The sequence below is a fragment of the Shinella sp. JR1-6 genome (assembly GCF_004284735.1).
In the GTDB taxonomy this organism is placed as follows: domain Bacteria; phylum Pseudomonadota; class Alphaproteobacteria; order Rhizobiales; family Rhizobiaceae; genus Shinella.
Map to the genome: position 1 here is coordinate 370,512 of NZ_SHMI01000004.1, position 26,990 is coordinate 397,501.

Genomic DNA, 26,990 nt, shown 5'->3' on the forward strand with positions numbered 1-26,990 from the left:
ATTTTTGGCTCGAAGCCTTCGGCGATGAGCGGGGCCGGCTCTGGCGGTATCGGCGGTGACATCCCGAAGTGTTCCCGCCGCGGCGCACGCTGCTCCTACATGAAGATCAGAGCCATGCCGGCGACCACCAGGAGGGCGCCGGCCCAGGCGCCGCCGGCGGGCCTTTCGCCGGTCTTCAGCCAAAGCATGGGCAGGATCATCACCGGCGAGGTGGCCGACAGGGTAGAGACGATGCCGACCTTTCCGCCGGAAAGGGCAAACAGCAGCAGCGTCATGCCGATGGCGAGCGCGAGGATGCCGGTCAGGGCGGTGAGCGCAGCGACCTTCAGCGTCAGCGGTCCCTTCGGCTTGATGGAGGGAATCGGTAGCTGGATCAGGATGCTGAGGCAGAAGGCGGCGACGCCGACGCGCAGCAGCGAGGCCAGGAAGGGATCGATCCCGGTCGCCATGACCGGTCGGGCGAGGATGGAGCCGATAGCCTGACCTGTCGCAGCGCCGATACCGAGCAGCACGCCGATGGAAAGCGGTCCCTTGATCGTTTCCCATTGATGCATCTGCGCCCGGCGCTTGCCGAAGACGATGGCGAGCAGCACGCCCGACGCGGTCAGCAGGATGCCGGCCACTGCGAAGGGCGACAGGGTCTCGCCGAGAGCCAGCCACCCGAGCAGCGCGGCAATCGGCGCATTCAGCGCGAAGAGGATGCCGGATCGGCGCGGGCCGAGGCGGTTGAGCGTTTCGAAGAGCAGCGTATCGCCGATGAAAATGCCGATCAGGCCGGACAGGAGCAGCGGGCCGGCGCTTGCCATGTCCAGGTCGCGCCAGACTCCGGTGGCGAGGACGTAACATGCCAGGAGCGCGGTGACGAAGATCTGGCGCGCCCGGTTGAAGGCTGGCGCGCCGAGATGCCCAGCGGGGCCTGCCGAGATCAATCCCGTCAGGGCCCAGCAGGTTGCCGCGCCGAGTGCTGCAAGTTCGTGGATTGGCATCGTCTTCCGATCGCTACATGTCGTGCCGGGACGTTAAAGCGGGATCGGACGGCCTTCGTCCAGCGCTGCTTGCATCCGTCAACAGGGACTTTCGGTTCCGGTGCGATCGGCACGACCTCCAGCGGCAAGCCCGGCGCGCTGTGCCATCGATGGAAGGTCTCCCGGTGGTCGAAGGGCGTAGGTTCAAGGTGTTTTACAATGATGGAAAATCCTTGGCTGGCTATTTTTCTCCTGGATGTGCTGCTGAACATAGGCAGGTCGTCCGTCAGTCAGGGCAGGGCAACGCTCCATCATCATGCGGCGTGTTCGCAGGATGCCGGTCGTCGCCACGGTGCAGGCGGCGGTGTCACATAGGTGTCAAGCGACCGGGGTAGGGAGCGATGACGTTCCCGGAAGGATGCTCCCATGAAAACCCTTGTTTCCGCCGCCGCCCTCCTCGCCGCCAGTTTCGCCGCCCTGCCGGCCTCCGCCGCAAATCTCGTGCTCTACACCAGCCAGCCGAACGAGGACGCGCAGGCGACCGTCGATGGCTTCATGGCTGCCAATCCCGATATCAAGGTCGACTGGGTGCGCGATGGCACGCCGAAGATCATGGCCAAGCTCCAGGCCGAGATCGCAGCCGGCAATCCGGTTGCCGACGTGCTGCTGATCGCCGATACCGTCACGCTCGAACGGCTGAAGCAGGACGGCAAACTGCTCGCCTATGCCTCGCCGGAAGCCGGCAACTACGATGCCAGCCTCTATGACAAGGACGGCTATTACTATTCGACCAAGCTGATCACCACCGGCATCGTCTACAACACCGCGGCCGCCATGAAGCCGGCACGCTGGCAGGATCTCACGAAGCCGGAGGCCAAGGGGCTTGCCACCATGCCGAGCCCGCTGACGTCGGGCGCCGCCCTCATCCACACCCAGACGCTGGCGGCCGTCGATGGCCTCGGCTGGGATTACTACAAGGCGCTCGCCGAAAACGGCGTCACGGCGGCGGGTGGCAACGGTGCGGTGCTGAAGGCGGTCGCTTCGGGCGAAAAGGCCTATGGCATGGTCGTCGACTACATGCCGATCCGCGAGAAGGCGAAAGGGGCACCCGTCGCGTTCGTCTTCCCGGCCGAGGGCGTCTCCGCCGTGACCGAGCCTGTCGGCATCCTCGCATCCTCGAAGAATGCCGAGGCGGCCAGGAAGTTCGTCGACTACGTTCTTTCGGTCGAGGGGCAGGAAGGCTTCGTCAAGCTCGGCTACATCCCGGCACGCAATGGCATCGCCATGCCCGAAGGGTTTCCCGCACGCGAGACCATCCGCGTTCTGCCGCTCGATGCGGCGACCGCGCTGAAGAACGCGGATGCGGACCTGAAGACGTTCTCCGGTTCCTTCGGCTCGAACTGAGGCGCGCCGCGACGTTCATGTACGGTTATGTTCGTCCGGGAAGCAGCCAGCCGATCTGGCTGCTTCCGCTTATCGCAGGCGTGGTTGTCGTCCTCAGCGTGCTGCCCCTGGCGCGGCTGGCGGTGACCGGCATCATCGCCTTCGCCGATGGCGGCGCCTTTGACGTGCTCACCGATCGCGCGCTCTGGTCGGCGACGTACTTCACGCTCGTCACCGCCGTTCTGGGCACGGTCATCTCGCTGGCGATCGGCTCGCTCTTCGCTTTCCTGCTGACCTTGACCGACATGCCGGCCCGGGGAACGCTCAGCTTTCTCTTCGTGCTGCCGATGATGATCCCGCCGCAGGTGACGGCGCTGGCCTGGGTGCAGATGTCCGGCCCCGCAAGCCCGCTCCTGAAGGCCTTGCACATCGCGCCGCCGCTCGGCTCGCCGCAGCCGCTTTATTCGGTCGGCGGGATTGCGCTGCTCTACGGGGTGCAGCATGCGCCGCTCGTCTATCTGGCCCTGCGGGCCGGACTGATGAACATGCCCCGCGACGGGATGGAGGCGGCGCGCCTTTCCGGCGCCTCGGCCCTGCGCACGTTCCGGGATATCGTCCTGCCGCTTGCGTTGCCTGGCATGATCGCCGGCGCCGCCATCGCCTTCGTCTCCTGTATCGGCAATTTCGGCATTCCGGCGATCCTCGGCATCCCGGCATCGATCTACACTCTCTCGACCCTTGTCTTCACCAAGTTCGCCGCCTTCACGGATCGCACCTTCGGCGAGGTCGCACTGCTTTCGGGCGTCATCGCGCTGATTTCGGTGGCCGGGCTTGCCGTGCAGGAGTGTGCACTTGGTGGCCGGGACTATCGCATTCTCGGCCAGGCCGGTACGGCGGCATGCCTTCCCGTTGGCCGATGGCGCTTCGTCTTCCTGCCCCTGCTGGTGGTCCTCCTCTTCGTCATGCTGGTCGCGCCCTTTCTCGCACTCGTGGCCGGCGCGCTCGTGCCGGCCTATGGCGTGCCGCTGACAGCCGACACCCTGTCCTTCCATGCTTTCGGGGAGGTCCTGCTGCGGCAGGCGATCACCCGGACCGCCTTTGCCAACTCCCTGTTCCTTGCCGCCGCCACCGCCATCGGCCTGCTCGCCCTGTCGGTGCTTGCAGGCTACCTGCTGACGCGCCGGCGGGATGCGACGGTGCGCGTCCTGGCGAACCTGATCGAGATTCCCTACGCGCTGCCCGGCATTGTCATCGCCGTCGCCTTCATCCTCGTTTTCGCAGCGCCCCTGCCGGTCTTCAACGTGACGCTCTACGGCACGATCTGGATCATCCTCGTTGCCTATTTCGCGAGCTTCTTCGCGGTCAGTCTGAAACCCGTCGTCAGCGCCTACCGCCAGCTCGATCCGGCGCTCGAGGAGGCGGCGCGCCTGGCCGGCGCCAGCTTTTTCGTGCGTCTGAGAGATATTCTGATCCCGCTGGTGGCGCCCGCCGCTGGCGCCTCCGTTATCCTCGTCTTCCTCATCGCCTGCAACGAGCTGACGGTTTCGGCGTTGCTCTGGTCCGCGGGTACGCAGACGCTCGGCGTCGTGATCTACAATCTCGACGACAGCGGTGGCTCGGATCTCGCTTCCGCCCTCTCGGTGCTCGTGGTGTTCATGGTCGTCGCCATGATGCTGCTGCTCGAAACGATGGCGAAGCACCTGCCGAAAGGAGTGGTGCCGTGGCGAAGCTGATCCTCAACAATGTCAGCAAGGATTTCGGCAGCGGCCGGCCGGCGGTGAAGGGCGTCTCGCTCGATGTGCGCGACGGGGGCTTCCTTGCGCTGCTCGGCCCGTCCGGCTGCGGCAAGACGACGGTGCTGCGGATGATCGCCGGTTTCGAAGCGCCGAGCGACGGCGCGATCTTCCTCGGCGAGCGGCTTCTGGCCGATCCCGCGCAGTCCCTGCCGCCCGAGCGGCGCAACATGGCGATGGTGTTCCAGTCCTATGCGCTGTGGCCGCATATGAGCGTCGCCGACAATGTCGGCTATCCGCTGAAGGTGCGCGGCGTTTCGAAGGATGCCTATCGCCGCGGGATCGTCGAGGCGCTCGAGACCGTGCGCCTTGCCGACTTCGCCGAGCGCCGTCCGGCGGACCTCTCCGGCGGCCAGCGCCAGCGTGTCGCGCTTGCACGCTGCCTCGTTACCCAGCCGGATGTCGTGCTGCTCGACGAGCCGCTGGCCAATCTCGACAGGCACCTACGACAGGAGATGGAGGAGACCTTTCGCGAGTTCCACCAGCGCTCCGGCGCGACGATGGTCTATGTCACGCACGACCAGAGCGAGGCCATGGCGCTCGCCACCGACATTGCGGTCATGTCCCGGGGCGAGCTGCTGCAGGTTGCGCCGCCCCAGGAGATCTATGCCCGCCCCGAGGGGCGGCTTGTCGGTAGCCTGATCGGCCGCGGCGCCGTTCTTTCACTTGCCGTGACTGCGGAGATGCCGCGAAAACTCGACTGGGAGGTGCTGCGGACCCTGCTGGCGCCGGCTGTGTCCGACGGCGGCATGGTGTCCGATGTTCTCGTCCGGCCGGAGGATGTGGTGCTGGGCGGCGAGGGGATCGCGGCACAGGTCCGCTCATCGCTCTACGAGGGAGAGCGCTACAGCCTGACGCTGGCGCTGGCGGACGGCCAGATCCTGCGCGCCTTCAGCCGTGAGAAACCGGCACCGGGCGACACCGTATCCGTGACAATTGTTTCCGCATGGCGGCTCTAGCCCTGAAACGGGAGAGGCGACATTTGGGTTTTCCGGGGAACCAGGGACCGGCGGCTTCGTTAGGCCTCTGATCGTTCAACGGAGAACAGCAAGCCATGGACAAGATCTCTGACGTTGCCAGGTCGACGGAAGACAAGCGCCGGGAAGAAAAGAAGCCGGGCATGATCGTTGCCGGACCGGAGGCCCATGCCCGCGAGCGCGCCGGAAAAGCGCCGTCTGGCCGTAAGCCCAAATCCGCGGATGGGGTTTCCAAGGGAACGGCAGACCCCTCGTAGTTCGACGGTGCCAGGGCCGATTGGGCCTTTCGGCAGGCCTTCCCCCGCCGAAGCGGGGGAAGGGATATGCGTCGCTCCCGGATACCGGGCTGGTCTTTTGGTCAGGCGGCCAGATCGAAGCGGTCGGCGTTCATGACCTTGACCCAGGCGGCAACGAAGTCCTTCACGAACTTCTCCTTGTTGTCGTCCTGTGCATAGACCTCCGCATAGGCGCGCAGGATCGAGTTCGAGCCGAAGACGAGGTCGACGCGCGTCGCGGTATACTTGGCGGCACCCGTCTTGCGGTCGCGGATCTCGTACAGGTTGTTGCCCGTCGGAATCCACGAATAACCCATGTCGGTAAGCGTGACGAAGAAGTCCGTCGTCAGTGCGCCGACCTTGTCGGTGAACACGCCATGAGCGGTGCCGGCATGGTTGGTGCCGATGACGCGGAGGCCGCCGACGAGCGCCGTCATTTCCGGCGCCGTCAGGCCCATGAGCTGGGCGCGGTCGAGCAGCAGCTCTTCCGGGCTCACCACATAGTCCTTCTTCTGCCAGTTGCGGAAACCGTCGGCGAGCGGTTCGAGCGGGGCAAAGCCGTCCGCATCGGTCTGCTCGGCCGTCGCATCGCCGCGACCCGGTGCGAAGGGCACCGTGACGTCGACGCCTGCGGCCTTCGCCGCCTGCTCGACACCCCAGTTGCCGGCGAGAACGATGACGTCCGCAAGGCTTGCGCCCGACGCGGCCGCAATCGGCTCCAGGACGGCGAGGACCCGGGCGAGACGCGCCGGCTCGTTGCCTTCCCAGTCCTTCTGCGGAGCAAGGCGGATGCGGGCGCCGTTCGCGCCGCCACGGAAGTCGGAACCGCGGAAGGTGCGGGCGCTGTCCCAGGCGGTGGCGACGAGATCTGCGGCCGGAAGGCCGGAGGCGGCGATCTTCGCCTTGACGGCAGCGACGTCATAGTCCGTGCGGCCGGCCGGGATCGGATCCTGCCAGACGAGCTCTTCCGCCGGCACGTCCGGGCCGAAGTAACGCGACTTCGGGCCCATGTCGCGGTGGGTCAGCTTGAACCAGGCGCGGGCGAAGGCATCGGAGAAGGCGGCGAAGTCGTTCTTGAAGCGCAGCGAGATCTCGCGGTAGATCGGGTCCACCTTGAGCGCCATGTCCGCGTCCGTCATCATCGGGATGGTGCGGATGGAGGAATCCTCCACGTCGACCGGCTTGTCTTCCTCGGCGATGGTGATCGGCGCCCACTGGGACGCACCGGCGGGGCTGTGGGTCAGCGTCCACTCGTGCTTGAACAGCATTTCGAAGAAGCCGTTGTCCCACTTCGTCGGTTCGGAGGTCCAGGCACCTTCGATGCCGGAGACGACCGTGTTGCGGCCGATGCCGCGGCCCTTCGTGTTCATCCAGCCAAGGCCCTGGAATTCCGGGCCGGCGGCTTCCGGATCCGCGCTGAGATCACCCGCGTTGCCATTGCCGTGCGACTTGCCGATCGTGTGGCCGCCGGCGGTCAGCGCGACGGTTTCCTCGTCGTCCATGCCCATGCGGGCGAAGGTCTCGCGCATCTGCGCGGCCGTCGCCAGCGGATCGGACTTGCCGTTCACGCCTTCCGGATTGACGTAGATGAGACCCATCTGCACGGCGGCGAGCGGGTTTTCCAGCGTCTCTGGCTTGGAGACGTCGCCATAGCGGCCGTCGCTCGGGGCGAGCCACTGCTTTTCGTCACCCCAGTAGACGTCCTTTTCCGGCGCCCAGATGTCTTCGCGGCCGAAGGCGAAGCCGAAGGTCTTCAGGCCCGCGACGTCATAGGCGATGGTGCCGGCGAGCGCGATCAGGTCGGCCCAGGAGATCTTGTTGCCGTACTTCTTCTTGACCGGCCAGAGCAGGCGGCGGCCCTTGTCGGTGTTGACGTTGTCCGGCCAGGAGTTAAGCGGGGCGAAACGCTGGTTGCCGGTGTTGGCGCCGCCGCGGCCGTCCGCGGCGCGATAGGAGCCGGCGGCATGCCAGGTGACGCGCGCCATCATGCCGACATAGCTGCCCCAGTCGGCCGGCCACCATTCCTGGCTGTCGGTCATCAGGGCGCGCAGGTCCGCCTTCAGCGCTTCCACGTCCAGCTTCTTGAGTTCTTCGCGGTAGTTGAAGCCCTTGCCCAGCGGATTGGTCTTCGCGTCGTGCTGGTGCAGGATGTCGAGGTTGAGCGCGTTGGGCCACCATTCCATGACGGAATTGTTGAGGGCGGTGGCGCCGCCGTGCATGACCGGACACTTGCCGGTCGTCGTCGTCTTCGTATCCATTTGGTCCTCCAACGGATTTTCTTGATTCGACAGGACACCGGAAGGGTACTTGCAGGCGCGCCTCTTGGGTCGGCGCCGCAGCGAAGCGTCTTCCGGGTTGCCAAGGCGTAGCAAAGGCCAGTCATAAACTCCAATTGTAAAAACTAAATGCTCCGATATGCTCAGGTTATGAATGGCCTGACCATGAAACATTTGCGTTATTTCGAGGCGCTTGCCCGCATCGGTCATTTCGGCCGGGCGGCGGAGAGCTGCGCGATATCGCAGCCGGCACTCTCCGTGCAGATCCGCGAGCTGGAGGACCTGGTGGGCGTGCCGCTCGTCGAGCGCGGCGGGCGGCGCATCCGGCTGACGGGGCTGGGCGAGGAATTTGCCGAGCGGACGCGGGCGATCCTGCGTTCGGTTGACGAATTGGAGGATCTCGGCCGGGCGGCGCATGGGCCGATTGCCGGCCGCCTCCGTCTCGGCGTCATCCCGACGGTCGCGCCCTATCTTCTGCCCGACATCATCAAGGCGCTGGCGACGCTCTATCCCGGCATCGATCCCCGGCCGCGCGAGGCGATCACGCAGCGGCTGATCGAGGACCTGACGGAAGCCAAGCTCGACGCGGCCATCGTCGCCCTGCCGATTTCGGAGCCGGCCCTCAAGGAGATCGCGCTCTTCGACGAGGAGTTCGTGCTGGTGCGTCCTCTGGAGGACGCCGGAAAGCCGGTGCCGAGTTCCGACCGGCTCCATGAAATGCGGCTGCTGCTGCTGGAGGAGGGGCATTGCTTCCGCGACCAGGCCCTTTCGGTCTGCAATATCGGGGCGTCGTCGGTGCGTGACCTGATGGAGGGAAGCTCGCTGTCGACGCTGGTGCAGATGGTCGGGGCGGGCATCGGCGTGACGCTTATTCCACAGATGGCCGTCGACACGGAAACCCGGTCCGCCTCGGTTTGCATATCGTCGCTGGCCGAGCCCCGGCCGACACGAACGATCGGCATGGTCTGGCGCAAGAGCAATCCGCTTTCGGCCCAGTTCACCACGATCGCGGAAATCGTGCGCGATGCCGGCCTGAAGAAGCAGGGGTGAATGGGCGCGGAACGGGATCCCGTCCCTTCACGGCATGATCAGCACCACGCTTATGATCAGCCAGATGAGCTTGCACAGCAGGTGCAGGGCCTGGTCCTGCGTAAAGCTGATCTTCCCGCGGATCTTCGCCTCGTCGATCACGACATGCACGACCCATTCGGCAAGGCCGAGCAGGGCGCTTCCCGTCACCAGCAGCACCACGGCGCCGTGGATGCCGGCATGGGCGATGAGATGATAGGCCCGCAGGGGGCCCTCCACCTTGGCCCTCACCAGGAAGTCTGATTGCAGAGGATAGTCGGCGAGCCAATGCCCGGCGCACAACAGCAGACCCATGGTCAAAATTTCGTTCGTCATCGAATGAACTGTGCAGGTTGGGCGTTATGGTCGTGCCGCCGGCGGCCGGGGTTCCATGCGATCGGCGGGGTGAACCGTTGTTTTATTGCACCATCTGCGCCGCGCTGTTCCCTGGGGAACAGGTTGCCCGCCTCGGCTCGTGTTTGCGTCCCGTAGATTCGCTGCAGCACGCCTTCCGGTGCACCGGCGTTTGAGCGCCGGCGCATTGCAGTGTTTCAATGAAGAAAAGGTGCCGGCGTGACGCTGTGGCAAAGCTGCAAGGCGGTTTTGCGTCCGCTGCGGTGGCGGCGATTGTCAGAGCAGGAAGTCGCCCTTGTTCAGTGCCAGCTTGCCGTCGAGGTCGAGGCGGAAATCGGCGGTCTTGTCGCCGTCGATATCCCCTTCGACGATGGTGATGGCCTTGCCCTTTGCTGTCGTCGTATACCAGCGCAACTCGCCGGAATCGCCCGTGAAGGCCTTGCCCCGCGCAAGAAGGGTGAAGCTGTGGCCCGCCTCAGAGCCGTTGGCGTCGATGGCCGAAAGGTCGATGCGGTCGCGGCCGGGCTCGAAATCCGCGATGCGGTCGCGCGTCGCAAGGCCGATATCGCCGGCGCTGCGGAAGATGAAGGTGTCGGCGCCAGCGCCGCCCGTCAGCCTGTCCGCGCCGGTGCCGCCGCTCAGCCAGTCGTTTCCCGCACCGCCATCGAGCCTGTCATTTCCGGCAAGGCCGACCAGCGCGTCGTTGCCGCGGCCGCCGGAAAGCGTGTTGGCGTGCGGGGATCCAACAAGGAGATCGGCATCGTTGGCGGCCGTATCGTGCGCCGTCCCGTCGCCCGAGAGATTGCGGAGAGTGGCGGAGGCGACCTGCAGTTCCTCCAGCGCCATGCCCTTGGCTATGCCATAGGCGGCCTTCAACCTGACGATGGCGGGGGCATATTCCTCGAAGATCGCGTCGATGCCCGAAAACCCTTTGATACGGCCGGCGGTATCGGCATCGAAGCGGCCTTCATAGGAGAGAATCTTTTCCCGGTGCGCGGCATACATGCGGCCCGCATCGAGCGCTTCCTCGGTCGTCGCCGTGCCCTCCCTGGCGAAGAGCTTGAATTGTTCGGCCTCGACATAACGCCGGTTGGCGATGCCGGCATGGCCGCTGCCATTGGAATTGTAGCGGATCTCGTACCAGGCCTCCGCCCGGTCGCCGGCCAGGATGGCAGCCTTCAGCTTCGGCCCGAGCAGGGACGGTGCGTTGTAGGCCATGCTGAAGAGTACGGCGCGCTCGGTGGAGTTGGGAATGCCGGCGAGCCACGTGTCGATCGCCCTCTCGTAGCGAGGCGAAAGCGCGGTCAGCGCCGCCTGGATTTCGGCATCGGACGAGAAGGCGAAGGTTTTCGGCACGGCTGGATCGCGCGTCGCATTCCAGTCGGCCATGACCTTATCGAGCCGGCCGTTGAGCAGCGCGGTCTCTCCCCTGGAATAGCTCTGGTCGATGACGGCCTTCAGCCTGGCCTGCAGCGCCGTGCTCCAGCTGCTGCCGGCGATTGCCTTCAGCACGGGTTCGAGATTGTAGCGCAGGTTGAAGCCGATGCCGATCGTCGGCGCCGGATCGGCTGCCGTGTCGAGATAGGCGCGCCGCGTCGAGCCCTCCAGGGCGAGCAGCAGGTCGAAACCCGTCTTCCGGTAGGCGGAGGTGGAAAGACCGGTGAATTTCAGCATTGTTGGCCCTGCTTTCGTCGCGTGTGTGCAGGCTAGCGCGGGCGAGGTAAAGGCGGCGCTCACGAAAAGGGCAAACGCTTTGCTAACGCCGCCCCCTTGCAACCCGGGCGCACCCCGCCATATTGCGGCGAAGACGAACGGAGACAGACGGCATGAGCGAGAACAGGATCAGGACACCGCAGGAGGTCGTCGACTTCTGGTGCGAGACGCTGACGGCAAAGGACTGGTGGCAATCGACGCCGGGGCTCGACGCGCATGTGCGCGAAACCTTCGTCGAGACGCATTTCGCCCTCTCGCAGGCGGTGACGGCGCCATGGCGGGCGAGCCCGGAGGCGCGGCTTGCCGCCATCATCGTTCTCGATCAGTTTCCCCGCAATATGTACCGCGCCTCGCCGTTGGCCTTCGCCACCGACTGGATCGCCCGGCGCGAAGCGCGCCTTGCGCTGGAGGTGGGCGCCGACAAGGCGGTTCCCTATGACCGGCGCCATTTCTTCTATATGCCGCTCGAGCATTCCGAAGCGCTGGCCGACCAGGACCTCTCCGTCGAACTGTTCGAGGCGCATGGCGACGAGATGTATCTCGACTATGCCGTCCGCCACCGGGACGTCATTGCCGAATATGGCCGCTTTCCGCATCGCAACGCCTTCCTCGGCCGCGTCTCGACGCGGGAGGAGGAGGCCTATCTCGCCGAGCCGGGTGCCGGATTCTAGCATCGCGGGCGGGCCGGTTTAAAATGGCCGCATTCGTGGGTAGAAGGGGCGCAATCGCATGCCTGCGCTGCGTCGTCTGTTTCCGTTCAATTGAGGATGGCCTGTTGCCGACCTTCCGCCTTCTTTCCGTCCTTCTCACCGTTCTCCTGCTCGCGGCGGTGCCCGCCCGCGCACAGACGCCCGCCGCGCCCGCCATTGTCGATGCGACCCAGCTCGAGCAGGCGAGCAACGACCTCGATCGTGCAGCCGGTCAGCTCAATGCGATTCGCGAGCGGGTGGACCGTTTCAAGGACGACGATGCGCGGCTCGTCGAACTGAAGGTCGAGGCCGAGGCGCTGAACCGGACGATCCTTGCCATCTCCGTCGCGACGCGGCCGCGGCTGGAGGCGATCAAGGCGCGCCAGACCGAGCTGGGCGATCCGCCGGCCGAGGGGGCACCGGCCGAAGCTGCCGTCGTGGTGGAGGAGCGCAAGAAGCTTGCCGGGGAGCGCAACGAGATCAATGCGTTGACCGGGGAGGCGGAGAACCTTTCCATCGAGGCGACGAAGCTTTCCAACCGTATCACGGAAATCCGCCGGCAGCTTTTCACCGACGCGATCCTGAAGCGTACGGACGTCAACACCGCGCTCTTCACAGAGGCCACCGGTGCGCTCAGCAACGAGACGGCGACGCTCGGGCGTACGGTAACGGCCTGGCTGCAGTTCGTCTGGAAGTTCAAGCGCATGCAGCTTCTGGGCGCCGTCGGGCTCTCCCTGATGGCAGCGCTGGTGTTGCTGTCCGGTGGCTACCGGCTGTTCTCACCCTTCATCACGCGCGCCGTGCAGCAGCAGAAGCCGCACTATATCACCCGGCTTTCCGTCGCCTTCTGGTCGACGATCCTGCCGAGCATCGCCGTCGGCGCCTTTGCCGGTACCAGCTACTTCTTCCTCGACACGTTCAACGTGCTGCGCTCCGACATTGCGCCGATCGCGTCGGTGGCGCTTGGGGTCATGGTGGCGATCTTCTTCGTGGCGCAGCTTGCCAATGCGGTCCTGTCGCCCGGCGACGGCCACTGGCGACTGGTGCGGGTCTCCGATCGTGGCGCGCAGCTTCTGTGGCTGCTGATCTTCAGCATGGCCCTCGTCAACGGCGCCGACTATTTCCTCGGCACGATCAGTGAAACACTGGGCTCTCCGGTCGTGCTAACGGTGGTGAAGAGCTTCTTCGCCTCGATCGTCATCGGTGCGTTGCTCGTCGTCACTGCCTTCATCAAGCCGGTGCTGCACCAGGGGGAAACGCCCGATTCGCAGGGGCGCCCCTGGCCGCGATCGATCTTCATCCTCCTGATGCTAACCGGTCTCGGGCTCATCTTCGCCTCGCTGTTCGGCTATGTCGGCATGGCGCGCTTCATCGCCACGCAGATCGTCGTCACCGGCGCGATCATCGTAACCATGTATATCGGCTTCCTTTCCGGCCGCGCCGTTTCCGCGCCCAACGCCTTTGCCGAAACGGCGGTGGGCAAGCGGCTGGAAGCGCGCTTCGGCCTCGGGCAGGTGTCGCTCGACCAGGTGGGGCTTGCCGCGGGCCTGAGCATCTATCTGCTGATCTTCGTCTTCTTCGTGCCGCTGGTTCTCCTGCAATGGGGCTTCCAGATCGCCGACATCGAATCCTGGGCCTACCGCATCTTCACGGAGATTCGCATCGGCAGCATCACGATCTCGCTGATCGGCATCCTTGCGGGCATCCTGCTCTTCGTCGCCGGCCTCGTCATCACGCGCTGGTTCCAGAAATGGGTGGACGGCAACGTCCTGGCGCGCAGTCAGGTCGATGCGGGCGTGCGCAACTCCGTACGCACCGCCGTCGGCTATGCCGGCGTGGCGCTGGCCGGCCTTGTCGGCATATCGGCGGCGGGTATCAACCTGTCCAGCCTCGCGCTCGTCGCTGGTGCCCTCTCGCTCGGTATCGGTTTCGGCCTGCAGAATATCGTCTCGAACTTCGTTTCGGGCCTCATTTTGCTGGCGGAACGCCCGTTCAAGGTGGGCGACTGGGTGGTGGCAGGCACGACCGAGGGCTTCGTGCGCCGCATTTCCGTACGTGCCACCGAGATCGAGACCTTCCAGCGCCAGACGGTGATCGTGCCAAATTCGGTGCTGATCAACGGGCAGGTCGGCAACTGGACGCATCGCAACAAGCTCGGCCGTGTCGATCTGATGATCAGCGTGCATGGCAGCAACGACCCGCGCAGGGTGCAGGAAATCCTCGTCGAGGTCGTGCGTGCGCAGCAGGGGCTTTTGCGCAATCCGGAGCCGATGGTGGTCTTCCAGGCCTTTTCGTCTTCGACGCTGGATTTCGAGGTCCGTGCCTTCCTTGCGGATATCCTCAACGGCACGGGCGTGAAATCCGATCTGCGCGCCGCCGTGCTCGAACGGTTCCGGACCGAGGGCGTCGCCATCGGCGCGCCGGCGTCGGCGGAGGTGCCGATCAAGATCTCGCCGGAAGGGGCCGATCTCATCACCACGCTGCTCGATCAGGCCACGCAGAAGATGCGCCCGCAGGTGGCGGGTCGGCGCGGCAAGGCCGCGGACGAGGTGCCCGAAACCTGACCGGAGCGCCTGATTTGCGGCACATGAACGCCGCATTCACGCTGCATTCAGCCGTTTCCCCATAAAACACATGCAAATCCCGACGAGGAGCGATAGTGTTCCTCCAGGGCTTGTGAAACAGGGGCGGCGCTGCGGCGCCGGGCAATGATGAAGCGAATGATCATGATGCTGCTGGTATCGGCTGCGATGTCCGCTCCGGCCATGGCTGCCTCGGTGACCAACAAGGACGGTGACACCCAGGTGCTCGTCATCGTCGAGGGCGGCAGCCGTATGGAGGTCGCGCTCGAGCCTGGAGCGACGGAAACGATCTGCCCGACCGGCTGTTTCGTCACCCTGCCGAACGGCGACCGTATCGCGCTGAACGGCGGCGAGAATGTCGAGATCCAGGGCGGCTCGGCCTCGGTCAAGTAAGCTTCCGGATGGGTCTTTGCTGCGGCGCGGAAGATGAACCGCGCCGCTTTGCTTTTGGGCGACGGGTTTTGCGCGGTAAGGCGGAGAATCGCTTCCCGCTTTTTGATGCCCTCTAAATTTAACGCTTTCGCAAAGGGTTGCCGCTAGGTCTTAACCTGGGGAACATTCATACCACGAAGGCATATCATGGCATTTATCGGCATTTCCGGGATGCAGTATTCCGGCGCGTCTCTCTCGCATCACCGTATTCTTGTTGCCGAGGACTCGAATGTCTTCACATCCATGATCTCAAAGCGCCTGAAGGAACTTTTCGACATCGATGTCGAGATATGCCGCAGCTTCGAGGAGCTGGAGCTTGCCTATGACAAGTCCAGTGACAAGATCACGCTCGCGATCTCGAACATCAACCTGCCGGGCGCCGAGAACGGCGAGGCGTTGAACTATCTCGTCGATCTCAGCATTCCGACGATCGTCTTCACCGGCACGTTTCAGCAGAAGACGCGCGACCAGCTGCTCTCCAAGGAAATCGTCGATTATATCCTGAAGGACAACATCTTCGCCGTCGATATGCTGGCCGAATCGGTCTGCCGCTTCCTGACCAATCACAATCACCACGTCCTGATCGTCGATGACAGCGCGACGGCCCGGGCGCTGCTGACGACGCGCCTCAAGCGCTACAATTTCCGCGTCAGCACGGCGGAGAACGGCTCGGCTGCGCTTGCGCTGCTGAAAGCCAATCCCGATATCGGCCTGATGATCACCGACTACAACATGCCCGACATCGACGGTTTCGAGCTGACGCGGCGCATTCGCGGTACGATCGGATCGCACAAGCTGCGCATCATCGGCGTGTCGTCCTCGACCGATCGCCTGCTTTCCGCGCGCTTCCTGAAGGCCGGCGGGAACGACTTCATCATGCGTCCGTTCATCGATGAGGAATTCTACTGCCGCGTTAATCAGAATCTGGACACACTGACCCAGATCAAGACGGCTCAGCAGCGCCTTACGGCCTGATTTTCCTGACATTTCCGTGATCCACCCGGATATGTCCCTTACGTAGCGTAAGATATTTCTTTCCGGATTAACCAGTTGGTAAAACCGGTGGTTTGTAATGCGTTTCAGACCGGAACATCATCAGGGTACTGGACGACGTGGGAGTGGATCCAAATCCGCAGCGAGGGCCTGCATTTCTGCGCCATTCTGGCCAGCAGGTGCTGCTTGTGGAAGACTCGCGCATGTTCTCCACCGCGCTCAGGTACAGGCTTGAGCGGGAACTTGGGCTTGCCGTTACCCATTGCTCCAGCATGGCTGCCGTCCGGGCGATCTTCCAGGGCGATGCGCCGGAATTCGTGCTGGCCGTGCTCGACCTCAATCTTCCCGATGCGCCGAACTGCGAAGCGCTCGACTATGTGATCTCGAAGGGGATCGCGCCGCTGGTCTTCACGGGTTCCTTCAGCGATGCGACCCGCGATCATATCCTCGCCAAGAACGTGCTCGACTATGTCGTCAAGGACAATCCGGCGGCGATCCAGCAGCTGGTGCTGGCCGTCGACCGCATCCTGACGAGCGGCAAGACGCAGGTGCTCGTCGTCGATTCCGATCCGGAAAGCCTGCAGCGGCAGGTGAGCCTGATCGCCAAGCAGCGCTTCCAGATCATTGCGGTCGAAAGTGGTGCGGCGGCGCTCGATGCGCTCGATTCGCACGGCGGCATCGACATGGTGGTCTGTGATCTCGCGCTCTCCGACATGAACGGTTTCGATCTCCTGGGCGAGATCCGCCAACGCCACGGCGACGATGCCGTGCGGGTCGTCGGCCTTTCGACCTCCGAGGACCGCATGGTCGCCGCCCGCTTTCTGCGTGCCGGCGGCGATGAATACATCCAGAAACCCTTTCTTGTCGAAGAGTTCAACAGCCGGATCTTCCACGTCGCCGCGATCCAGAAGCGCGTGCAGTCGCTGCACCGTATCGCGGCGCGGGACTATCTCACCGACATCTACAACCGGCGCTACTTTTTCGAGGCGGGGCCACGGCTCGTCGACCAGGCATTGCGCCGGGGCGAGCCCATGTCGATCGCCATCCTCGACATCGACCATTTCAAGCGCCTCAACGACACCTATGGCCACGAGGTCGGCGATATCGTGCTGAAGGCCATCTCGCGCCGGCTCAAGCACAGGGTCGGCGATCGCCATCTTCTGGCGCGACTCGGGGGCGAGGAGTTCGGCATCATTTTCAACGGCTTGCCGCTGGAGGAAGCGCTGGATTACTGCGAGCGGCTTCGCCAGGAACTGGCGGCCCAGCCGATCAACGCGGACGGCGAACCCCTGACGATCACCGTTTCCGCCGGCCTTGCGGCGATTTCCGGCCGGGAGACCTTCGACAACTACCTGAACGCTGCCGACCAGTTCCTCTACATGGCCAAGCATGCCGGCCGGAACCGGGTCTTCTCCGAGCTGTCGCTGATGAGCGCCTTGGCAAGCTGAGCCCCGCCGAGGCGGGGCCGGAGCCAGTATTTTTCGGTTCAGCGGGCGATGGCCGAAAGCGTCAGCTTGCGCTCGGCACGTTCCTGCTGGGGCGAGCGGTTGTAGAGTTCGCGATAACACTTGGAGAAGTGTGAGGCGGAAACGAAGCCGCAGGCGACCGCGACCTCCACCACCGGCATCGAGGACTGCACCAGCAGATGGCGCGCGCGGTCGAGCCGGATTTCGAGATAGTAACGGGCGGGCGAACGGCCCATCTCCTGGCGGAACAGGCGCTCGATCTGGCGGCGCGAGAGATCGGCGCTGTCGGCGATCTCCAGCAGGGACAGCGGCTCGGAGAGATTGCTTTCCATCAGTTCGATGATCGACAGAACCTTGGCGTTCTGCACGCCGAGGCGGGCGCGCAGCGGCAGGCGCTGGCGGTCGTGCGGCCCGCGCACGCGGTCGGTCAGCGCCTGTTCGCAGACGCGGTTGACGAGGTTCTCGCCAAAATCCTGGTCGATGAGGTTCAGCATCATGTCGAGCGAAGCAGTGCCGCCCGCGCAGGTATAGATGTTGCCGTCGATCTCGTAGAGGTCGGCGTAGACATCGACCTGCGGAAAGGCCTCGGCAAAGCCCGGCAGGTTTTCCCAGTGGATGGCGCAGCGCTTGCCCGAGAGGAGGCCGGCCTGGGCGAGAACATGGGCGCCGGTGCACAGCGAACCGACGGCGATGCCGCGGTTGTAGACCTCACGCAGCCACGCATTGACCGATTTGTTGGAGAAATCCTCCACATAGATGCCGGAACAGACCAGCACCATGGAGGGGCGGCTCTCGCCGCCGAGGTGCTTGCGCTCGTCGGTGAGCGAGGAATTCACCTCGATGCCGATGCCGCTGGAGGACAGAACCTGTTGGCCGTCCGTCGAGGCGAGGCGCCAAGTATAGGCCTCGTAGCCGAGCATGCGGTTGGCGATGCGCAGGGTCTCGATCGCCGCTGAGAAGGGCAGCATGGAGAAGTTGGGCACAAGGAAGAAAACGAGAGAGCGCTTCTTGACGTTTTGCTTGTTCATCGGAGTGTCCATGCTGGGGGCGCGATGTCGCAATCGTCGCAGGCAGGCCGGCAGGTGCGCTAGTATTTTTGCGACACCGAAAGGGATGGTTACGACTGAGGCACGCTGCGTATCGCTGAAATGCCAGTGTCTTCCGGCGGAATTGTGTCTTTGCCTCCGCACTTGCACATTTGCGACCCTGCCGCCGGCATCGTCCGATTGCGACAGCATGGGCCGATGCAAGGAGGCCGCGCCGTTCCGTTTGACAAGTGTCCCCGCCACGCGACATAGGGGAGTGAACTCTTGCAAGGTGAAATCGATGCTGCCAGATGGATATTCGGACGTGCCGGCTGGAAAGCTTGCTGCCGTGGTGACCTGTCTTGAAATGCGGGCACCGCCAGCCGGACGCGCCGATCCCGAACAGGCTGGAATCGTGCTCCAGCACATCGCCCGGCCGGAGATCGCCTGGTATCGCGACCTCTATGGCCGCATCGGTGCCGAATGGCTCTGGGCCTCGCGCCTCGCCATGGCGGAGGCCGATCTCAAGGCGATTCTCCATCATCCCGACGTCGAGGTCTATGCCGTGATGAAGGACGGGCAGGGCGAGGGGCTGCTGGAACTGGATTTTCGCGAGGAGGGTGTCTGCGAACTTGCCTTCTTCGGCCTGACGCCGGCGACGATCGGCAACGGAACGGGGCGCTGGCTGATGAACCGGGCGATCGCACGTGCCTGGTCGCGGGACGGGTATCCGCCGATCCGCCGCTTCTGGGTGCATACCTGCACGCTCGACGCGCCGCAGGCTCTGTCCTTCTACATTCGCTCGGGATTCACGCCGGTCAAGCGCCAGGTGGAGGTCTTCGACGATCCGCGGGTGACGGGCGTCCTGCCGGAAACGGTGGCGCCGGCGGTGCCGATCCTGCGGCCCTGAGGCGCGGCATGCTATAAAAGAAAACCGCCGGAGGGACGTTTGACGGTCAGCTCCGGCGGTGTTCGGCGTCGTCTTTCTTCGGCGGATTGCCGCTACAGTCATCCGTCATCGTGTCGTCTTGTCCCACGAACGGAAGCCGATATCCTTGCGCTGGTCGAAGGACAGGCCTTCCAGCTCCCGCTCGGTGCGATACCGCCGCCAGGCGGATACGATCCGTTCGAAGGCATCCCGGAGGGGATGAGACAGGTTGCCGGTGTGACGGGTGCCAGACGCACGCCGTACCGGACGATGTTCCAATGCTATTGCCATTTCAGGGTCCTTTCGAGCTTGGGAGGTTTCGAAAGGTCGCGACCTTGATCGTGACTATGTCGCAACCTTATGCATCAATCAAACGAATATATTTGATTGGATTTATCAGTGTTCTTCATGATTGATGGCGGCCGGCCAGTTGATGTCGTCCTTGAGGTAGGACGGCAGCTGTGCCAGTTCTTCGGCTGTGTGGCGGGCGGCATTGCGCCGGCGGCGGGCTTCTATCGCGTCGCCCACGAAGCGCCGTATTGCGTAGTAAAATCCGTTTCCACGAACCGCAACGGCGAGATCGGCGCCGCTTGCGTACGATTTCTGCGTATCCATGGCGTTTTTCCTTCCACTCGGTGGCTTGTGAGGTTGACTATCCGCCCATCTCGGTTTTCAATCAAACGAAATGAAGTAACAGTTTGCTTCAGATTTTCTGATCCATGGAGGTAGGCATGAACCTGCTGATGCGCCAGACGCTCCCCTTGCTGGAACTCGACATCCTCAGAACCTTCGTGGCGATCGCCGAGACCGGCAATTTCACCACGGCCGCCGAAACGGTGCACCGCACGCCGTCTGCCGTTTCCATGCAGATCAAGAAGCTGGAGGAACTGCTCGGCTGCACGCTGTTCCGCCGCGATGCGCGTTCCGTGGTGCTGACGCATCATGGTGAAGTGCTGCTGTCCTATGCGCGCCGGCTGATCGCGCTCAGCAACGAGGCGGTGTCACGCTTCATGATGCCGGAAATGAACGGCGTGGTGCGGCTCGGTGCGCCTGACGATGTCGGCGAGCTCATCCTGCCGGAAGTGCTGCGCCGCTTTGCCGAGACCTATCCGTCGATCGCCGTCAATGTATCGATCGAGACGAGCGGCAATCTGCGCCGCGCCGTCGCCGAACGTCGGCTCGACCTTGCCATCTTCAATGCCACGGACGGCACCATTCCCGTTCCCGGAGAAATCCTGCTCAAGGAGCAGCTCGTCTGGGCCGGCAAGAATTGCGGCAATGCGCATCTGAAGAACCCTCTGCCGGTATCGGTCTGGGAAGAAGGCTGCATCTGGCGGGCGCGGGCGCTCGAGGAGCTGAGCCGGTCGGGTCGTGATTTCCGCGTCGCCTATTTCTGCGCCCATCACATGGGCCAGCGTGCCGCCATCCGGGCGGACCTTGCGGTTGCGCCACTCGCGCGCTTCCTGGTGGGGGACGACATGGTGGCGCTCGGCGAGAAGGACGGCCTGCCGGATCTCGGTCATTACCTGATCGGCCTCGTCGTCAACGAGGAGGCGGAAACGCCGGCGCTCGCCGTCGCGGAATATATCCGCGCCGCCTTCGCCCGCATGGAGCGCCGGCCGATGGATATGCTGCAGGTCGCCTGCTGAACCACGGCGGGCCGGCGGTGCCCGGCCTACCGGCCGCCTACTCGTAGGTATAGGACGCGCACATCTGCGCGTCGCTTTCCGGCATGTCCTGCGTTGCGAAGACGGCGACGGTCGTCGTATCGGCATCGCCCCAGGACGCGACATAGGTGACGGGCTCGCCGCACAGCCGGTTGCCGTTGTTGAGGACCGGATCCGATGCCTCCTTGAGGCTGTAGACCGACGCTGCCACCGTCTCGCCGCCCACCACGAACGTATCGCCGACAAGTTCGTCGAAGGTGATCTGCTTGCCGTTCTCGAAGGTGATTCCGAAATCGTCGAACTCGATATCCCCGGTAATGGCCATCGCCGTGTTGCTGATCGCCGCATAGGTATCGGCAAGGGCAGGCGAGGCGAGGCCGAGGCAAAGGGCAAGGGCGAGAAGGCGGGCGCGGTTCATCGGAACACTTTCTGTCAGTAGCGGCGGCAGCTCAGCGTATGGCTGCTTTCGGAAGAGGAGAAATCGAGCGTGTCCGCGGTGATCGCGGACAGGTAGATGTAGACCTCGTCGGAGAGGAACAGCGTGTAGGAGCCGTCCGACCCCTCCTGCACCTCCTGGACGTCGTAGGTGTCGTCGCCGATGCTGTAGGCCGTGGCGGTGAAGACGAAGGGCGCGCCGTCGCATTCCCATTCGCCGGTGAAAGGGTAGTCCTCCTGGGCGCGCGCCGGCAGGCTGCTGGCGACAAGAAGAAGGCTTGCGGCGACGAGGCGGGCAAGCGTCATGGACGAGGCTTTCACACGCTGGGAATTGCGGGAGGTTACGCGGTCGATATGGCAATCAACGGGCGAGACCGTCGCCCTATTCTCGGATCATGCCGATAAACCGCCGAAAACAAAACGGATTCTTTGCGGGGTGGTTTATGGGGGGCTGCAGGCGGACTATTTTGCCCCGAGGGCGCGCCGTGCCTGCTACTCCCGGCTGCGCCGCCGCCGTCGTCCACCACCTTCGCCGCCGCCATCGTCGGCCAGCACCTTGCGCTCCGGCAGGGTGACGACCTTGGCGAGTTCCGGGAAGGGATCCACCTTGTTCGGCAGCGCCATGGCGTTGACGAAAAGCTGCTGGAAGTTGGGCTCCAGCGCCGTCTCGATCTTCTCGATATGGGCGACCGTCCTTTCGATCTCGCGGCGGTGGTCGCGGTTGAGAAGCGCCATGAGCGCGCCCGTGCCGGCGGCGTTGCCGACGGCCTTCACCTCGGCAAGGTCGCAATCCGGGATGAGGCCGAGCACCATGGCGTATTTCGGATCGATGAAGGAACCGAAGGCGCCGGCAAAGCGGATCGTGTCGACATGCTCGATGCCAAGCTTTTCCATCAGGAGCTTGATGCCGGCATAGAGCGCCGACTTGGCGAGCTGGATGGCGCGGATGTCGTTCTGCGTCACCGTGATGCGCGGCTCGCCGTCATGCAGCAGGTAGGAGAAGGTGCGCCCGTTCTGCAGGATGCGCGGGCTTTTTTCCACCATGGAGCCATCGACCACGCCGTCCTCGGAGATGACGCCGGCGAGGTACATCTCCGCGACGACCTCGATGATCGCCGAGCCGCAGATGCCGGTGACGCCGACGCTCTTGGCGGCTTCGGCAAACCCCTCTTCGTCCGACCACTTGTCGACGCCGATGACGCGGAAGCGCGGCTCCAGGGTCGCGGGATCGATGCGCACGCGCTCGATCGCGCCTGGTGCAGCGCGCTGGCCGGAGGAGATTTCCGCGCCTTCGAAGGCAGGCCCGGTGGGCGAGGATGCGGCGACGACACGGTCCTTGTTGCCGAGCACGATTTCCGCATTGGTGCCGACATCGACGAGCAGCATCATGCGATCCTGCCGGTAGGGGCCTTCGGAAAGTGTCGCGCCCGCCGCATCCGCGCCGACATGGCCGGCGATACAGGGCAGCGTGTAGAGCCGCGCACCGCGGTTCACGTCGATGTCGAGTTCGTGCGCCCAGTATTGCAATGCGCCCGACACGGCGAGCGCGAAGGGCGCCTGGCCGAGCTCCGTCGGATCGATGCCGAGGAAGAGGTGGTGCATGATCGGGTTTGCCACGAACACCATGTCGAGGATGTCGTGCCGGTCGACCTCACCTTCGCCGCAGACCTTGCCGATCAGGCTGTTGACGGCTTCGCGCACGGCCTTGGTCATGGCTTCCCGGCCGTCCGGGTTCATCATGACGTAGGAGACGCGGCTCATCAGGTCTTCGCCGAAGCGGATCTGCGGGTTGGACGTGCCGGAAGAGGCGACGATGCGGCCCGACAGCAGCGACACGAGATGCATGGCGATGGTCGTCGAGCCGATGTCGCAGGCGATGCCATAGGCCTCGTTCTTCAGGCCGGGATAAAGGGCGACGATGAAGGGGCGCGAAGAATCCATGTCGCGGTGGATGGCGGCGGTGACGCCCCAGTTGCCCTTGCGCAGGATCGACTGCACCTGCGGGATGAGATGGGGCGCGATCAGGAGATCCTTCCAGCCCCAGTCCTTTTCCAGCATTACCTTCAGGCGGTCGAGATCGCCGAGCGGCTTGTGCATGTCTGGCTCGTCCACCTCGACATAGCAGAGCTGGACCGCGGCGTTGCGCTCGATCACACGGTCGGTCGCGGCCTTGCGCACGACCTGTGCGTTGATCACGGTGTCCTGCGGCACATCGACGACGAGATCGCCGAGGATGAGGGCGGAACAGGAGAGGCGACGGCCATCCGGCAGGCCACGGATCTTTTCGTAGCGCTCTTCCTTCGGGCCCTTTTCCGAGATGTGGTCGAGGGAGGAGACGATCTTGTGTTTTGCGAAATTGCCTTCCTGCACCTCGATCTGACAGCGCCCACAGGTGGCACGGCCGCCACAGACGCTTTCGACATAGACGCCGAGTTTGCGCGCGGCTTCAAGAACGGGCGTGCCCACCGGGAAGCGGCCACGCTTGCCCGAGGGCATGAAGAGGACGAGCGGCTCCTTCACCGAGGCTTCGGTCATGTTGATCTCGTTCTCACCTTCGATGCGCATCGGTCGTACTCTCTTTTCGGCGTGAAACGACGCATCTCAGCCCTTTTTGGCCGAGAGACGCCGCACATTGCGGCGCACGCGCTTGCCATAGGGCTTCAGCGCGGCTTCCGAGACGGCGCGGGCCGCAGCTTCGGGCGATGCCGCCGTCATCATGGCCTTTGCAACAGCAAAATTGGCCGCCACGACGCTTTCCGCCGTGGCAGCCATCTTTTCGGTGACCATCCGGGTCATCTCGGCCGTGTTCTGGGTCGAGCCCGTCATCGCCGCCATGCCCATCTCGTGGCAGCGCATGGCGATCACGAGAGGCGCCTCCAGCCAGAGGCTGAAGGCGTCGCGACGGAGCTGTCGCCCGCCGGCCACGTTATTCCCGGGCCGCGCCGGCGCCGGCGCGGGCTGCACGGCCGCCACGGCGGCCGCCACCGGCTGCCGGAGCTGCGGACGCGGCGGCAACGGCGCCGCCTTCGGCAGGCTTGTGGTCGCGGTAGGTCATGATCCAGTTGGTGCAGTTGGCGTCGGTGCCGTTCAGCACGTTGGCGGCGCGCACGGCTTCCATTTCCTGCGGGCGGCAGGGGTTCATGATGGCGGACGTCATGCCGGCGCCGATGACCATGGGGATGAAGCCGGCATTGATGCCGTGGCGGTGTGGCAGGCCGAAGGAGATGTTGGAAAGGCCGCAGGTCGTGTTGACCTTCAGTTCGTTGCGCAGGCGATAGAGCAGCTGGAAGACCTGGCGGCCGGCATCGCCGAGCGCGCCGATCGGCATGACGAGCGGGTCGACGACGATGTCATGCGGCTTGATGCCATGGTCCATGGCGCGCTCGACGATCTTCTTGGCAACGGCGAAGCGCACGTCCGGGTCCATCGAGATGCCGGTCTCGTCGTTCGAGATGGCGACGACCGGAACGTCGTACTTCTTGACGAGCGGCAGGATGGCTTCGAGCTTCTCTTCCTCGCCGGTGACGGAATTGACCAGCGGGCGGCCCTTGGCGACCTTCAGGCCGGCCTCGATGGCGGCGGTCACAGAGCTGTCGATGGCGAGCGGAATGTCGACGAGGCCCTGGACGATTTCCAGCGTCTGCACCAAAAGGCCCGGCTCCGTCTCGTTCGGGTTGACCGAGGTTACACCTGCATTGATGTCGAGCATGGTGGCGCCGGCGGCGACCTGTTCCAGCGCGTCCTTGATCACGGTCTCGAAGTTGCCGGCCTGCATTTCCGCGGCCAGCTTCTTGCGGCCGGTCGGATTGATGCGTTCGCCGATGACGCAGAAGGGCTGGTCGAAACCGATGATGATTTCGCGGGTGGCCGAGGCGACGATGGTGCGTGTCATATAGGGTCCTCTGGGGCGGGGCGCCGGGTTTGATCTAGCGTGCGATTTCCGGTGTTACAAGCGGCATGCCGGCGGTGGCCGGCATGGGGATCAATGGGGGTGATGGGCAGCGATCTCCGCCATCTGCTGCTGGTTCTGCTCGACGCCCTCGCGGGTTCTTTCGATGCGTTCGGCAACGAGCTGGTCGACCGGGTTCGGTTCCCGCTTCCAGGGGCGCCGGCCTTTCAGCACGCCGGAATCATGCACGATCTCTGCGACATATTCTTCCTGTCGGTACGCCATGACGTGAATGCCGGAAACGCCCTCGATCTCCTTCACCTCGTTGATGATGTCGATGCAGAGCTGCTTGCCTTCCTTCTTCTGGTCCTGGGCGCCCTCGAGCCGCGCGATGACGGAATCGGGAATGTGAATACCGGGCACGTTGGAGCGGATCCACTTCGCCGTCTTGGCCGAGGCCATCGGGCCGACGCCGACGAGGATGTAGCACTTCTCGTGCAGGCCGAGGTCGCGCACCTTCTTCATGTATTCGCGGAACATCGGTACGTCGAAGCAGTACTGGCTCTGTACGAACTGTGCGCCAGCCTCGATTTTCTTCCCGAGGCGATAGGGGCGGAAGTCGTAGGGCGGGGCGAAAGGGTTGATCGCCGCGCCCAGAAAAACCTTCGGCGGCGAGGTCAGCTTGCGGCCGGAGAGGAACTTCGAATTGTCGCGCATGATGCGCACGGTTTCGAGCAGCGACATGCAGTCGAGGTCGAAGACCGGCTTTGCGCCCGGCTGGTCGCCGGCCTGTACGCCGTCGCCGGTGAGGCACATGATGTTGGTGACGCCCATGGCCGCGCCGCCGAGCACGTCGCCCTGGATGGCGATGCGGTTCTTGTCGCGGCAGGCGATCTGCATGATCGGCGCATAACCCATGCGGGTCAGGAGCGCGCAGATGCCCACGGAGGACATGTGGCAGTTGGCGCCGGACGCATCGACCGCGTTGATGCCGTCCACCCAGCCGTCGAAGATCGCGGCGCGCTCGTAGACGTCTTCCGGGTTGGCGCTGTCGGGCGGGTTGAGTTCCGTCGTGACGGCGAATTCGCCGCGGCGCAGCACGCGCTCCAGCCGGCCGAGCGAGGAATGACCGGGCAGGGGATCGAGCGGCAGGTGGGGGCCGAGCGGGTTTTCGTCGATATGCGCCATGGATCAGGCGTCCTTTCCTGCAGCGGCGGCAGCTTCCTTGGCCGCGGCGGCTTCGGCCGTCACGCGCAGCCAGGAGGAGGTTTCGCGCAGCGACTGGTTCACCGGCTTCTGCACGTTCATGATGGCATCTCCCTTGGCCATGTTCTGGGAGCCCTTCCAGGCCTGGACCCAGACGCAGGGCATGTCCGGTTCCACTTCGCAATTGCCGTTGGCGCGCACGCCGCCGCAGGGGCCGTTGCGAAGCTGCTTGGGACAGTTCATCGGGCAGGACATGCCCGTGGACGACAGCGCGCACTGACCGCACATGCGACAGTCGAAGAGAAAGCCCTTCACATGCTTTTCGACAAAGGTGATCGGCCGTTCGACGCGCTGGTAGCCGAACAGCTTCCAGACGGGATGGAGGAGCAGGAAAACCTCGGCGAAGCGGTGGTAGAACCACTCGAAGAAGCGGGAGTTGCGCACGGCCCACAGGCGGATCGTGTATTTGCGGCGGGCCCGGCGGCTCGGCGAGACGCCGGCCGGCGTGAAGGCGCCGGTGGCGGCCTTCTTGGCGGGTGCGGCATTGCCCGGTTTCTGGATGGCGTCAGCCATTGTCGCGGCCTCCGGCCTTGACGAGGGCGACGAGCCGTTCACGGTCATAGGCGGCTTCCAGCTCGGCCGCGGCCTTGTCGGCTTCCGTCTCCAGATCGTCGGAGACCGGGATGGGGTCGGCCTTGCGCCATTCGGCGAGATAGTCGTCCGTCTCGGCGGCGCCCGTGCGCATGGCGCACATGTCGATCGCCTCGGTGAAGCGCAGCGACAGTTCCCGCTTGGCGCTCGTGCGGCCCTTCTTGATGATGACCTGGGCGGGGATGTCGCGCCAGTAGACGATGATGCGGTCTGCCATGTCGAA

General features: G+C 64.4%; 27 protein-coding genes. 12 read left to right on the plus strand and 15 right to left on the minus strand.

What is annotated here, in order from left to right; translation table 11 throughout:
- Positions 1 to 95: 95 nt before the first annotated feature.
- Positions 96 to 986 (minus strand): DMT family transporter, encoded by an 891-nt coding sequence (locus EXZ48_RS09420; protein WP_130515542.1) that lies wholly within the window; start codon positions 984 to 986, stop codon positions 96 to 98.
- A gap of 405 nt (positions 987 to 1,391) precedes the next feature.
- Between EXZ48_RS09420 and EXZ48_RS09425 the strand changes: the two genes are divergently transcribed.
- The 4 genes from EXZ48_RS09425 (at position 1,392) to EXZ48_RS09440 (ending at position 5,375) form a co-directional block, all read left to right on the plus strand.
- Positions 1,392 to 2,369: an ABC transporter substrate-binding protein gene (locus EXZ48_RS09425; protein ID WP_130515544.1), complete on the plus strand. Its 978-nt coding sequence runs from the start codon at positions 1,392 to 1,394 to the stop codon at positions 2,367 to 2,369.
- 17 nt (positions 2,370 to 2,386) lie between these two features.
- Positions 2,387 to 4,081 carry an iron ABC transporter permease gene (locus EXZ48_RS09430; protein ID WP_130515546.1) on the plus strand — a complete coding sequence of 565 codons (1,695 nt, stop codon included), beginning with the start codon at positions 2,387 to 2,389 and terminating at the stop codon, positions 4,079 to 4,081.
- Positions 4,069 to 5,100 (plus strand): ABC transporter ATP-binding protein, encoded by a 1,032-nt coding sequence (locus tag EXZ48_RS09435; protein ID WP_130515548.1) that lies wholly within the window; start codon positions 4,069 to 4,071, stop codon positions 5,098 to 5,100. The genes EXZ48_RS09430 and EXZ48_RS09435 overlap by 13 nt, the downstream gene beginning before the upstream one ends.
- Positions 5,101 to 5,195: 95 nt before the next feature.
- A complete protein-coding gene (locus EXZ48_RS09440) occupies positions 5,196 to 5,375 on the plus strand; it encodes a hypothetical protein (RefSeq protein ID WP_130515550.1) in 180 nt (59 codons plus the stop codon).
- 101 nt (positions 5,376 to 5,476) lie between these two features.
- Here EXZ48_RS09440 and katG read toward each other — a convergent pair whose 3' ends face one another.
- Positions 5,477 to 7,651 (minus strand): catalase/peroxidase HPI, encoded by a 2,175-nt coding sequence (katG, locus tag EXZ48_RS09445; protein WP_130515552.1) that lies wholly within the window; start codon positions 7,649 to 7,651, stop codon positions 5,477 to 5,479.
- 168 nt (positions 7,652 to 7,819) lie between these two features.
- Here katG and EXZ48_RS09450 point away from each other — a divergent pair, with 168 nt between their 5' ends.
- Positions 7,820 to 8,719 (plus strand): hydrogen peroxide-inducible genes activator, encoded by a 900-nt coding sequence (locus EXZ48_RS09450; protein WP_130515554.1) that lies wholly within the window; start codon positions 7,820 to 7,822, stop codon positions 8,717 to 8,719.
- A gap of 27 nt (positions 8,720 to 8,746) precedes the next feature.
- Here the strand turns inward: EXZ48_RS09450 and EXZ48_RS09455 are convergent, their stop codons facing one another.
- Both EXZ48_RS09455 and EXZ48_RS35885 read right to left on the minus strand, forming a co-directional pair.
- The gene (locus EXZ48_RS09455; protein ID WP_130515556.1) at positions 8,747 to 9,052 is read right to left on the minus strand and encodes a DUF3307 domain-containing protein; all 306 of its coding nucleotides are present in this window, start codon (positions 9,050 to 9,052) and stop codon (positions 8,747 to 8,749) included.
- 315 nt (positions 9,053 to 9,367) lie between these two features.
- A complete protein-coding gene (locus EXZ48_RS35885; RefSeq protein ID WP_130515558.1) occupies positions 9,368 to 10,765 on the minus strand; it encodes a M10 family metallopeptidase C-terminal domain-containing protein in 1,398 nt (465 codons plus the stop codon).
- Between the two features lie 152 nt (positions 10,766 to 10,917).
- Between EXZ48_RS35885 and EXZ48_RS09465 the strand changes: the two genes are divergently transcribed.
- From EXZ48_RS09465 to EXZ48_RS09485, 5 genes are all read left to right on the plus strand, one after another.
- A complete protein-coding gene (locus EXZ48_RS09465; RefSeq protein WP_130515560.1) occupies positions 10,918 to 11,475 on the plus strand; it encodes a DUF924 family protein in 558 nt (185 codons plus the stop codon).
- A gap of 104 nt (positions 11,476 to 11,579) precedes the next feature.
- Positions 11,580 to 14,057 carry a mechanosensitive ion channel domain-containing protein gene (locus EXZ48_RS09470; protein WP_371687647.1) on the plus strand — a complete coding sequence of 826 codons (2,478 nt, stop codon included), beginning with the start codon at positions 11,580 to 11,582 and terminating at the stop codon, positions 14,055 to 14,057.
- Positions 14,058 to 14,204: 147 nt separating this feature from the next.
- A complete protein-coding gene (locus EXZ48_RS09475) occupies positions 14,205 to 14,468 on the plus strand; it encodes a hypothetical protein (RefSeq protein WP_037409439.1) in 264 nt (87 codons plus the stop codon).
- Between the two features lie 186 nt (positions 14,469 to 14,654).
- The gene (locus EXZ48_RS09480; RefSeq protein ID WP_024271529.1) at positions 14,655 to 15,482 is read left to right on the plus strand and encodes a response regulator; all 828 of its coding nucleotides are present in this window, start codon (positions 14,655 to 14,657) and stop codon (positions 15,480 to 15,482) included.
- A gap of 221 nt (positions 15,483 to 15,703) precedes the next feature.
- On the plus strand, positions 15,704 to 16,948 hold the full coding sequence (locus EXZ48_RS09485) for a diguanylate cyclase (protein WP_024271528.1): 1,245 nt from the start codon (positions 15,704 to 15,706) through the stop codon (positions 16,946 to 16,948).
- 38 nt (positions 16,949 to 16,986) lie between these two features.
- On the opposite strand, the gene EXZ48_RS09490 is transcribed toward EXZ48_RS09485, so the two are convergent.
- Complete coding sequence (locus EXZ48_RS09490) at positions 16,987 to 17,994, minus strand: GlxA family transcriptional regulator (RefSeq protein ID WP_023516966.1); 1,008 nt, start codon at positions 17,992 to 17,994, stop codon at positions 16,987 to 16,989.
- A 298-nt stretch (positions 17,995 to 18,292) separates the two neighbouring features.
- Here EXZ48_RS09490 and EXZ48_RS09495 point away from each other — a divergent pair, with 298 nt between their 5' ends.
- Entirely contained in the window at positions 18,293 to 18,901 is a 609-nt protein-coding gene (locus EXZ48_RS09495; RefSeq protein WP_130515564.1) for a GNAT family N-acetyltransferase, read from the plus strand.
- 105 nt (positions 18,902 to 19,006) lie between these two features.
- On the opposite strand, the gene EXZ48_RS09500 is transcribed toward EXZ48_RS09495, so the two are convergent.
- Together EXZ48_RS09500 and EXZ48_RS09505 are read right to left on the minus strand one after the other, a co-directional pair.
- On the minus strand, positions 19,007 to 19,210 hold the full coding sequence (locus tag EXZ48_RS09500; RefSeq protein ID WP_023516964.1) for a hypothetical protein: 204 nt from the start codon (positions 19,208 to 19,210) through the stop codon (positions 19,007 to 19,009).
- Between the two features lie 105 nt (positions 19,211 to 19,315).
- Positions 19,316 to 19,534, minus strand: a complete 219-nt coding sequence (locus tag EXZ48_RS09505; protein ID WP_024271527.1) for a hypothetical protein — start codon at positions 19,532 to 19,534, stop codon at positions 19,316 to 19,318.
- A gap of 116 nt (positions 19,535 to 19,650) precedes the next feature.
- On the opposite strand from EXZ48_RS09505, the gene EXZ48_RS09510 reads away from it, so the two are divergent.
- Positions 19,651 to 20,568, plus strand: coding sequence for a LysR family transcriptional regulator (locus tag EXZ48_RS09510; RefSeq protein ID WP_023517077.1), 918 nt, complete (start codon positions 19,651 to 19,653; stop codon positions 20,566 to 20,568).
- Positions 20,569 to 20,605: 37 nt separating this feature from the next.
- Here the strand turns inward: EXZ48_RS09510 and EXZ48_RS09515 are convergent, their stop codons facing one another.
- The 8 genes from EXZ48_RS09515 to EXZ48_RS09550 all read right to left on the minus strand — a co-directional run bounded on the left by EXZ48_RS09515 (position 20,606) and on the right by EXZ48_RS09550 (position 26,984).
- On the minus strand, positions 20,606 to 21,004 hold the full coding sequence (locus EXZ48_RS09515) for a hypothetical protein (RefSeq protein WP_245461983.1): 399 nt from the start codon (positions 21,002 to 21,004) through the stop codon (positions 20,606 to 20,608).
- A 14-nt stretch (positions 21,005 to 21,018) separates the two neighbouring features.
- Positions 21,019 to 21,327 (minus strand): hypothetical protein, encoded by a 309-nt coding sequence (locus tag EXZ48_RS09520; protein WP_130515565.1) that lies wholly within the window; start codon positions 21,325 to 21,327, stop codon positions 21,019 to 21,021.
- 186 nt (positions 21,328 to 21,513) lie between these two features.
- Positions 21,514 to 23,586, minus strand: a complete 2,073-nt coding sequence (locus tag EXZ48_RS09525) for an ASKHA domain-containing protein (RefSeq protein WP_050743300.1) — start codon at positions 23,584 to 23,586, stop codon at positions 21,514 to 21,516.
- 36 nt (positions 23,587 to 23,622) lie between these two features.
- Positions 23,623 to 23,946, minus strand: coding sequence for a hypothetical protein (locus tag EXZ48_RS09530; protein ID WP_130515567.1), 324 nt, complete (start codon positions 23,944 to 23,946; stop codon positions 23,623 to 23,625).
- Position 23,947: 1 nt separating this feature from the next.
- The gene (locus EXZ48_RS09535; protein WP_050743298.1) at positions 23,948 to 24,913 is read right to left on the minus strand and encodes a methyltetrahydrofolate cobalamin methyltransferase; all 966 of its coding nucleotides are present in this window, start codon (positions 24,911 to 24,913) and stop codon (positions 23,948 to 23,950) included.
- Positions 24,914 to 25,003: 90 nt separating this feature from the next.
- A complete protein-coding gene (locus EXZ48_RS09540; protein WP_023514487.1) occupies positions 25,004 to 26,098 on the minus strand; it encodes a methylenetetrahydrofolate reductase in 1,095 nt (364 codons plus the stop codon).
- 3 nt (positions 26,099 to 26,101) lie between these two features.
- On the minus strand, positions 26,102 to 26,689 hold the full coding sequence (locus EXZ48_RS09545; RefSeq protein WP_023514486.1) for a methylenetetrahydrofolate reductase C-terminal domain-containing protein: 588 nt from the start codon (positions 26,687 to 26,689) through the stop codon (positions 26,102 to 26,104).
- Positions 26,682 to 26,984, minus strand: a complete 303-nt coding sequence (locus tag EXZ48_RS09550; RefSeq protein WP_023514485.1) for a virulence factor — start codon at positions 26,982 to 26,984, stop codon at positions 26,682 to 26,684. The genes EXZ48_RS09545 and EXZ48_RS09550 overlap by 8 nt, the downstream gene beginning before the upstream one ends.
- Between the last annotated feature and the right edge of the window lie 6 nt (positions 26,985 to 26,990).

Coding starts and splice junctions, on each gene's coding strand:
- EXZ48_RS09420 (WP_130515542.1), bottom strand. CDS start 986: ATGCCAATCCACGAACTTGCAGCACTCGGCGCGGCAACCTGCTGGGCC.
- EXZ48_RS09425 (WP_130515544.1), top strand. CDS start 1,392: ATGAAAACCCTTGTTTCCGCCGCCGCCCTCCTCGCCGCCAGTTTCGCC.
- EXZ48_RS09430 (WP_130515546.1), top strand. CDS start 2,387: ATGTACGGTTATGTTCGTCCGGGAAGCAGCCAGCCGATCTGGCTGCTT.
- EXZ48_RS09440 (WP_130515550.1), top strand. CDS start 5,196: ATGGACAAGATCTCTGACGTTGCCAGGTCGACGGAAGACAAGCGCCGG.
- katG (WP_130515552.1), bottom strand. CDS start 7,651: ATGGATACGAAGACGACGACGACCGGCAAGTGTCCGGTCATGCACGGC.
- EXZ48_RS09450 (WP_130515554.1), top strand. CDS start 7,820: ATGAATGGCCTGACCATGAAACATTTGCGTTATTTCGAGGCGCTTGCC.
- EXZ48_RS09455 (WP_130515556.1), bottom strand. CDS start 9,052: ATGGGTCTGCTGTTGTGCGCCGGGCATTGGCTCGCCGACTATCCTCTG.
- EXZ48_RS35885 (WP_130515558.1), bottom strand. CDS start 10,765: ATGCTGAAATTCACCGGTCTTTCCACCTCCGCCTACCGGAAGACGGGT.
- EXZ48_RS09465 (WP_130515560.1), top strand. CDS start 10,918: ATGAGCGAGAACAGGATCAGGACACCGCAGGAGGTCGTCGACTTCTGG.
- EXZ48_RS09475 (WP_037409439.1), top strand. CDS start 14,205: ATGAAGCGAATGATCATGATGCTGCTGGTATCGGCTGCGATGTCCGCT.
- EXZ48_RS09480 (WP_024271529.1), top strand. CDS start 14,655: ATGGCATTTATCGGCATTTCCGGGATGCAGTATTCCGGCGCGTCTCTC.
- EXZ48_RS09485 (WP_024271528.1), top strand. CDS start 15,704: ATGTTCTCCACCGCGCTCAGGTACAGGCTTGAGCGGGAACTTGGGCTT.
- EXZ48_RS09490 (WP_023516966.1), bottom strand. CDS start 17,994: ATGAACAAGCAAAACGTCAAGAAGCGCTCTCTCGTTTTCTTCCTTGTG.
- EXZ48_RS09495 (WP_130515564.1), top strand. CDS start 18,293: ATGCTGCCAGATGGATATTCGGACGTGCCGGCTGGAAAGCTTGCTGCC.
- EXZ48_RS09500 (WP_023516964.1), bottom strand. CDS start 19,210: ATGGCAATAGCATTGGAACATCGTCCGGTACGGCGTGCGTCTGGCACC.
- EXZ48_RS09505 (WP_024271527.1), bottom strand. CDS start 19,534: ATGGATACGCAGAAATCGTACGCAAGCGGCGCCGATCTCGCCGTTGCG.
- EXZ48_RS09510 (WP_023517077.1), top strand. CDS start 19,651: ATGAACCTGCTGATGCGCCAGACGCTCCCCTTGCTGGAACTCGACATC.
- EXZ48_RS09515 (WP_245461983.1), bottom strand. CDS start 21,004: ATGAACCGCGCCCGCCTTCTCGCCCTTGCCCTTTGCCTCGGCCTCGCC.
- EXZ48_RS09520 (WP_130515565.1), bottom strand. CDS start 21,327: ATGACGCTTGCCCGCCTCGTCGCCGCAAGCCTTCTTCTTGTCGCCAGC.
- EXZ48_RS09525 (WP_050743300.1), bottom strand. CDS start 23,586: ATGCGCATCGAAGGTGAGAACGAGATCAACATGACCGAAGCCTCGGTG.
- EXZ48_RS09535 (WP_050743298.1), bottom strand. CDS start 24,913: ATGACACGCACCATCGTCGCCTCGGCCACCCGCGAAATCATCATCGGT.
- EXZ48_RS09540 (WP_023514487.1), bottom strand. CDS start 26,098: ATGGCGCATATCGACGAAAACCCGCTCGGCCCCCACCTGCCGCTCGAT.
- EXZ48_RS09545 (WP_023514486.1), bottom strand. CDS start 26,689: ATGGCTGACGCCATCCAGAAACCGGGCAATGCCGCACCCGCCAAGAAG.
- EXZ48_RS09550 (WP_023514485.1), bottom strand. CDS start 26,984: ATGGCAGACCGCATCATCGTCTACTGGCGCGACATCCCCGCCCAGGTC.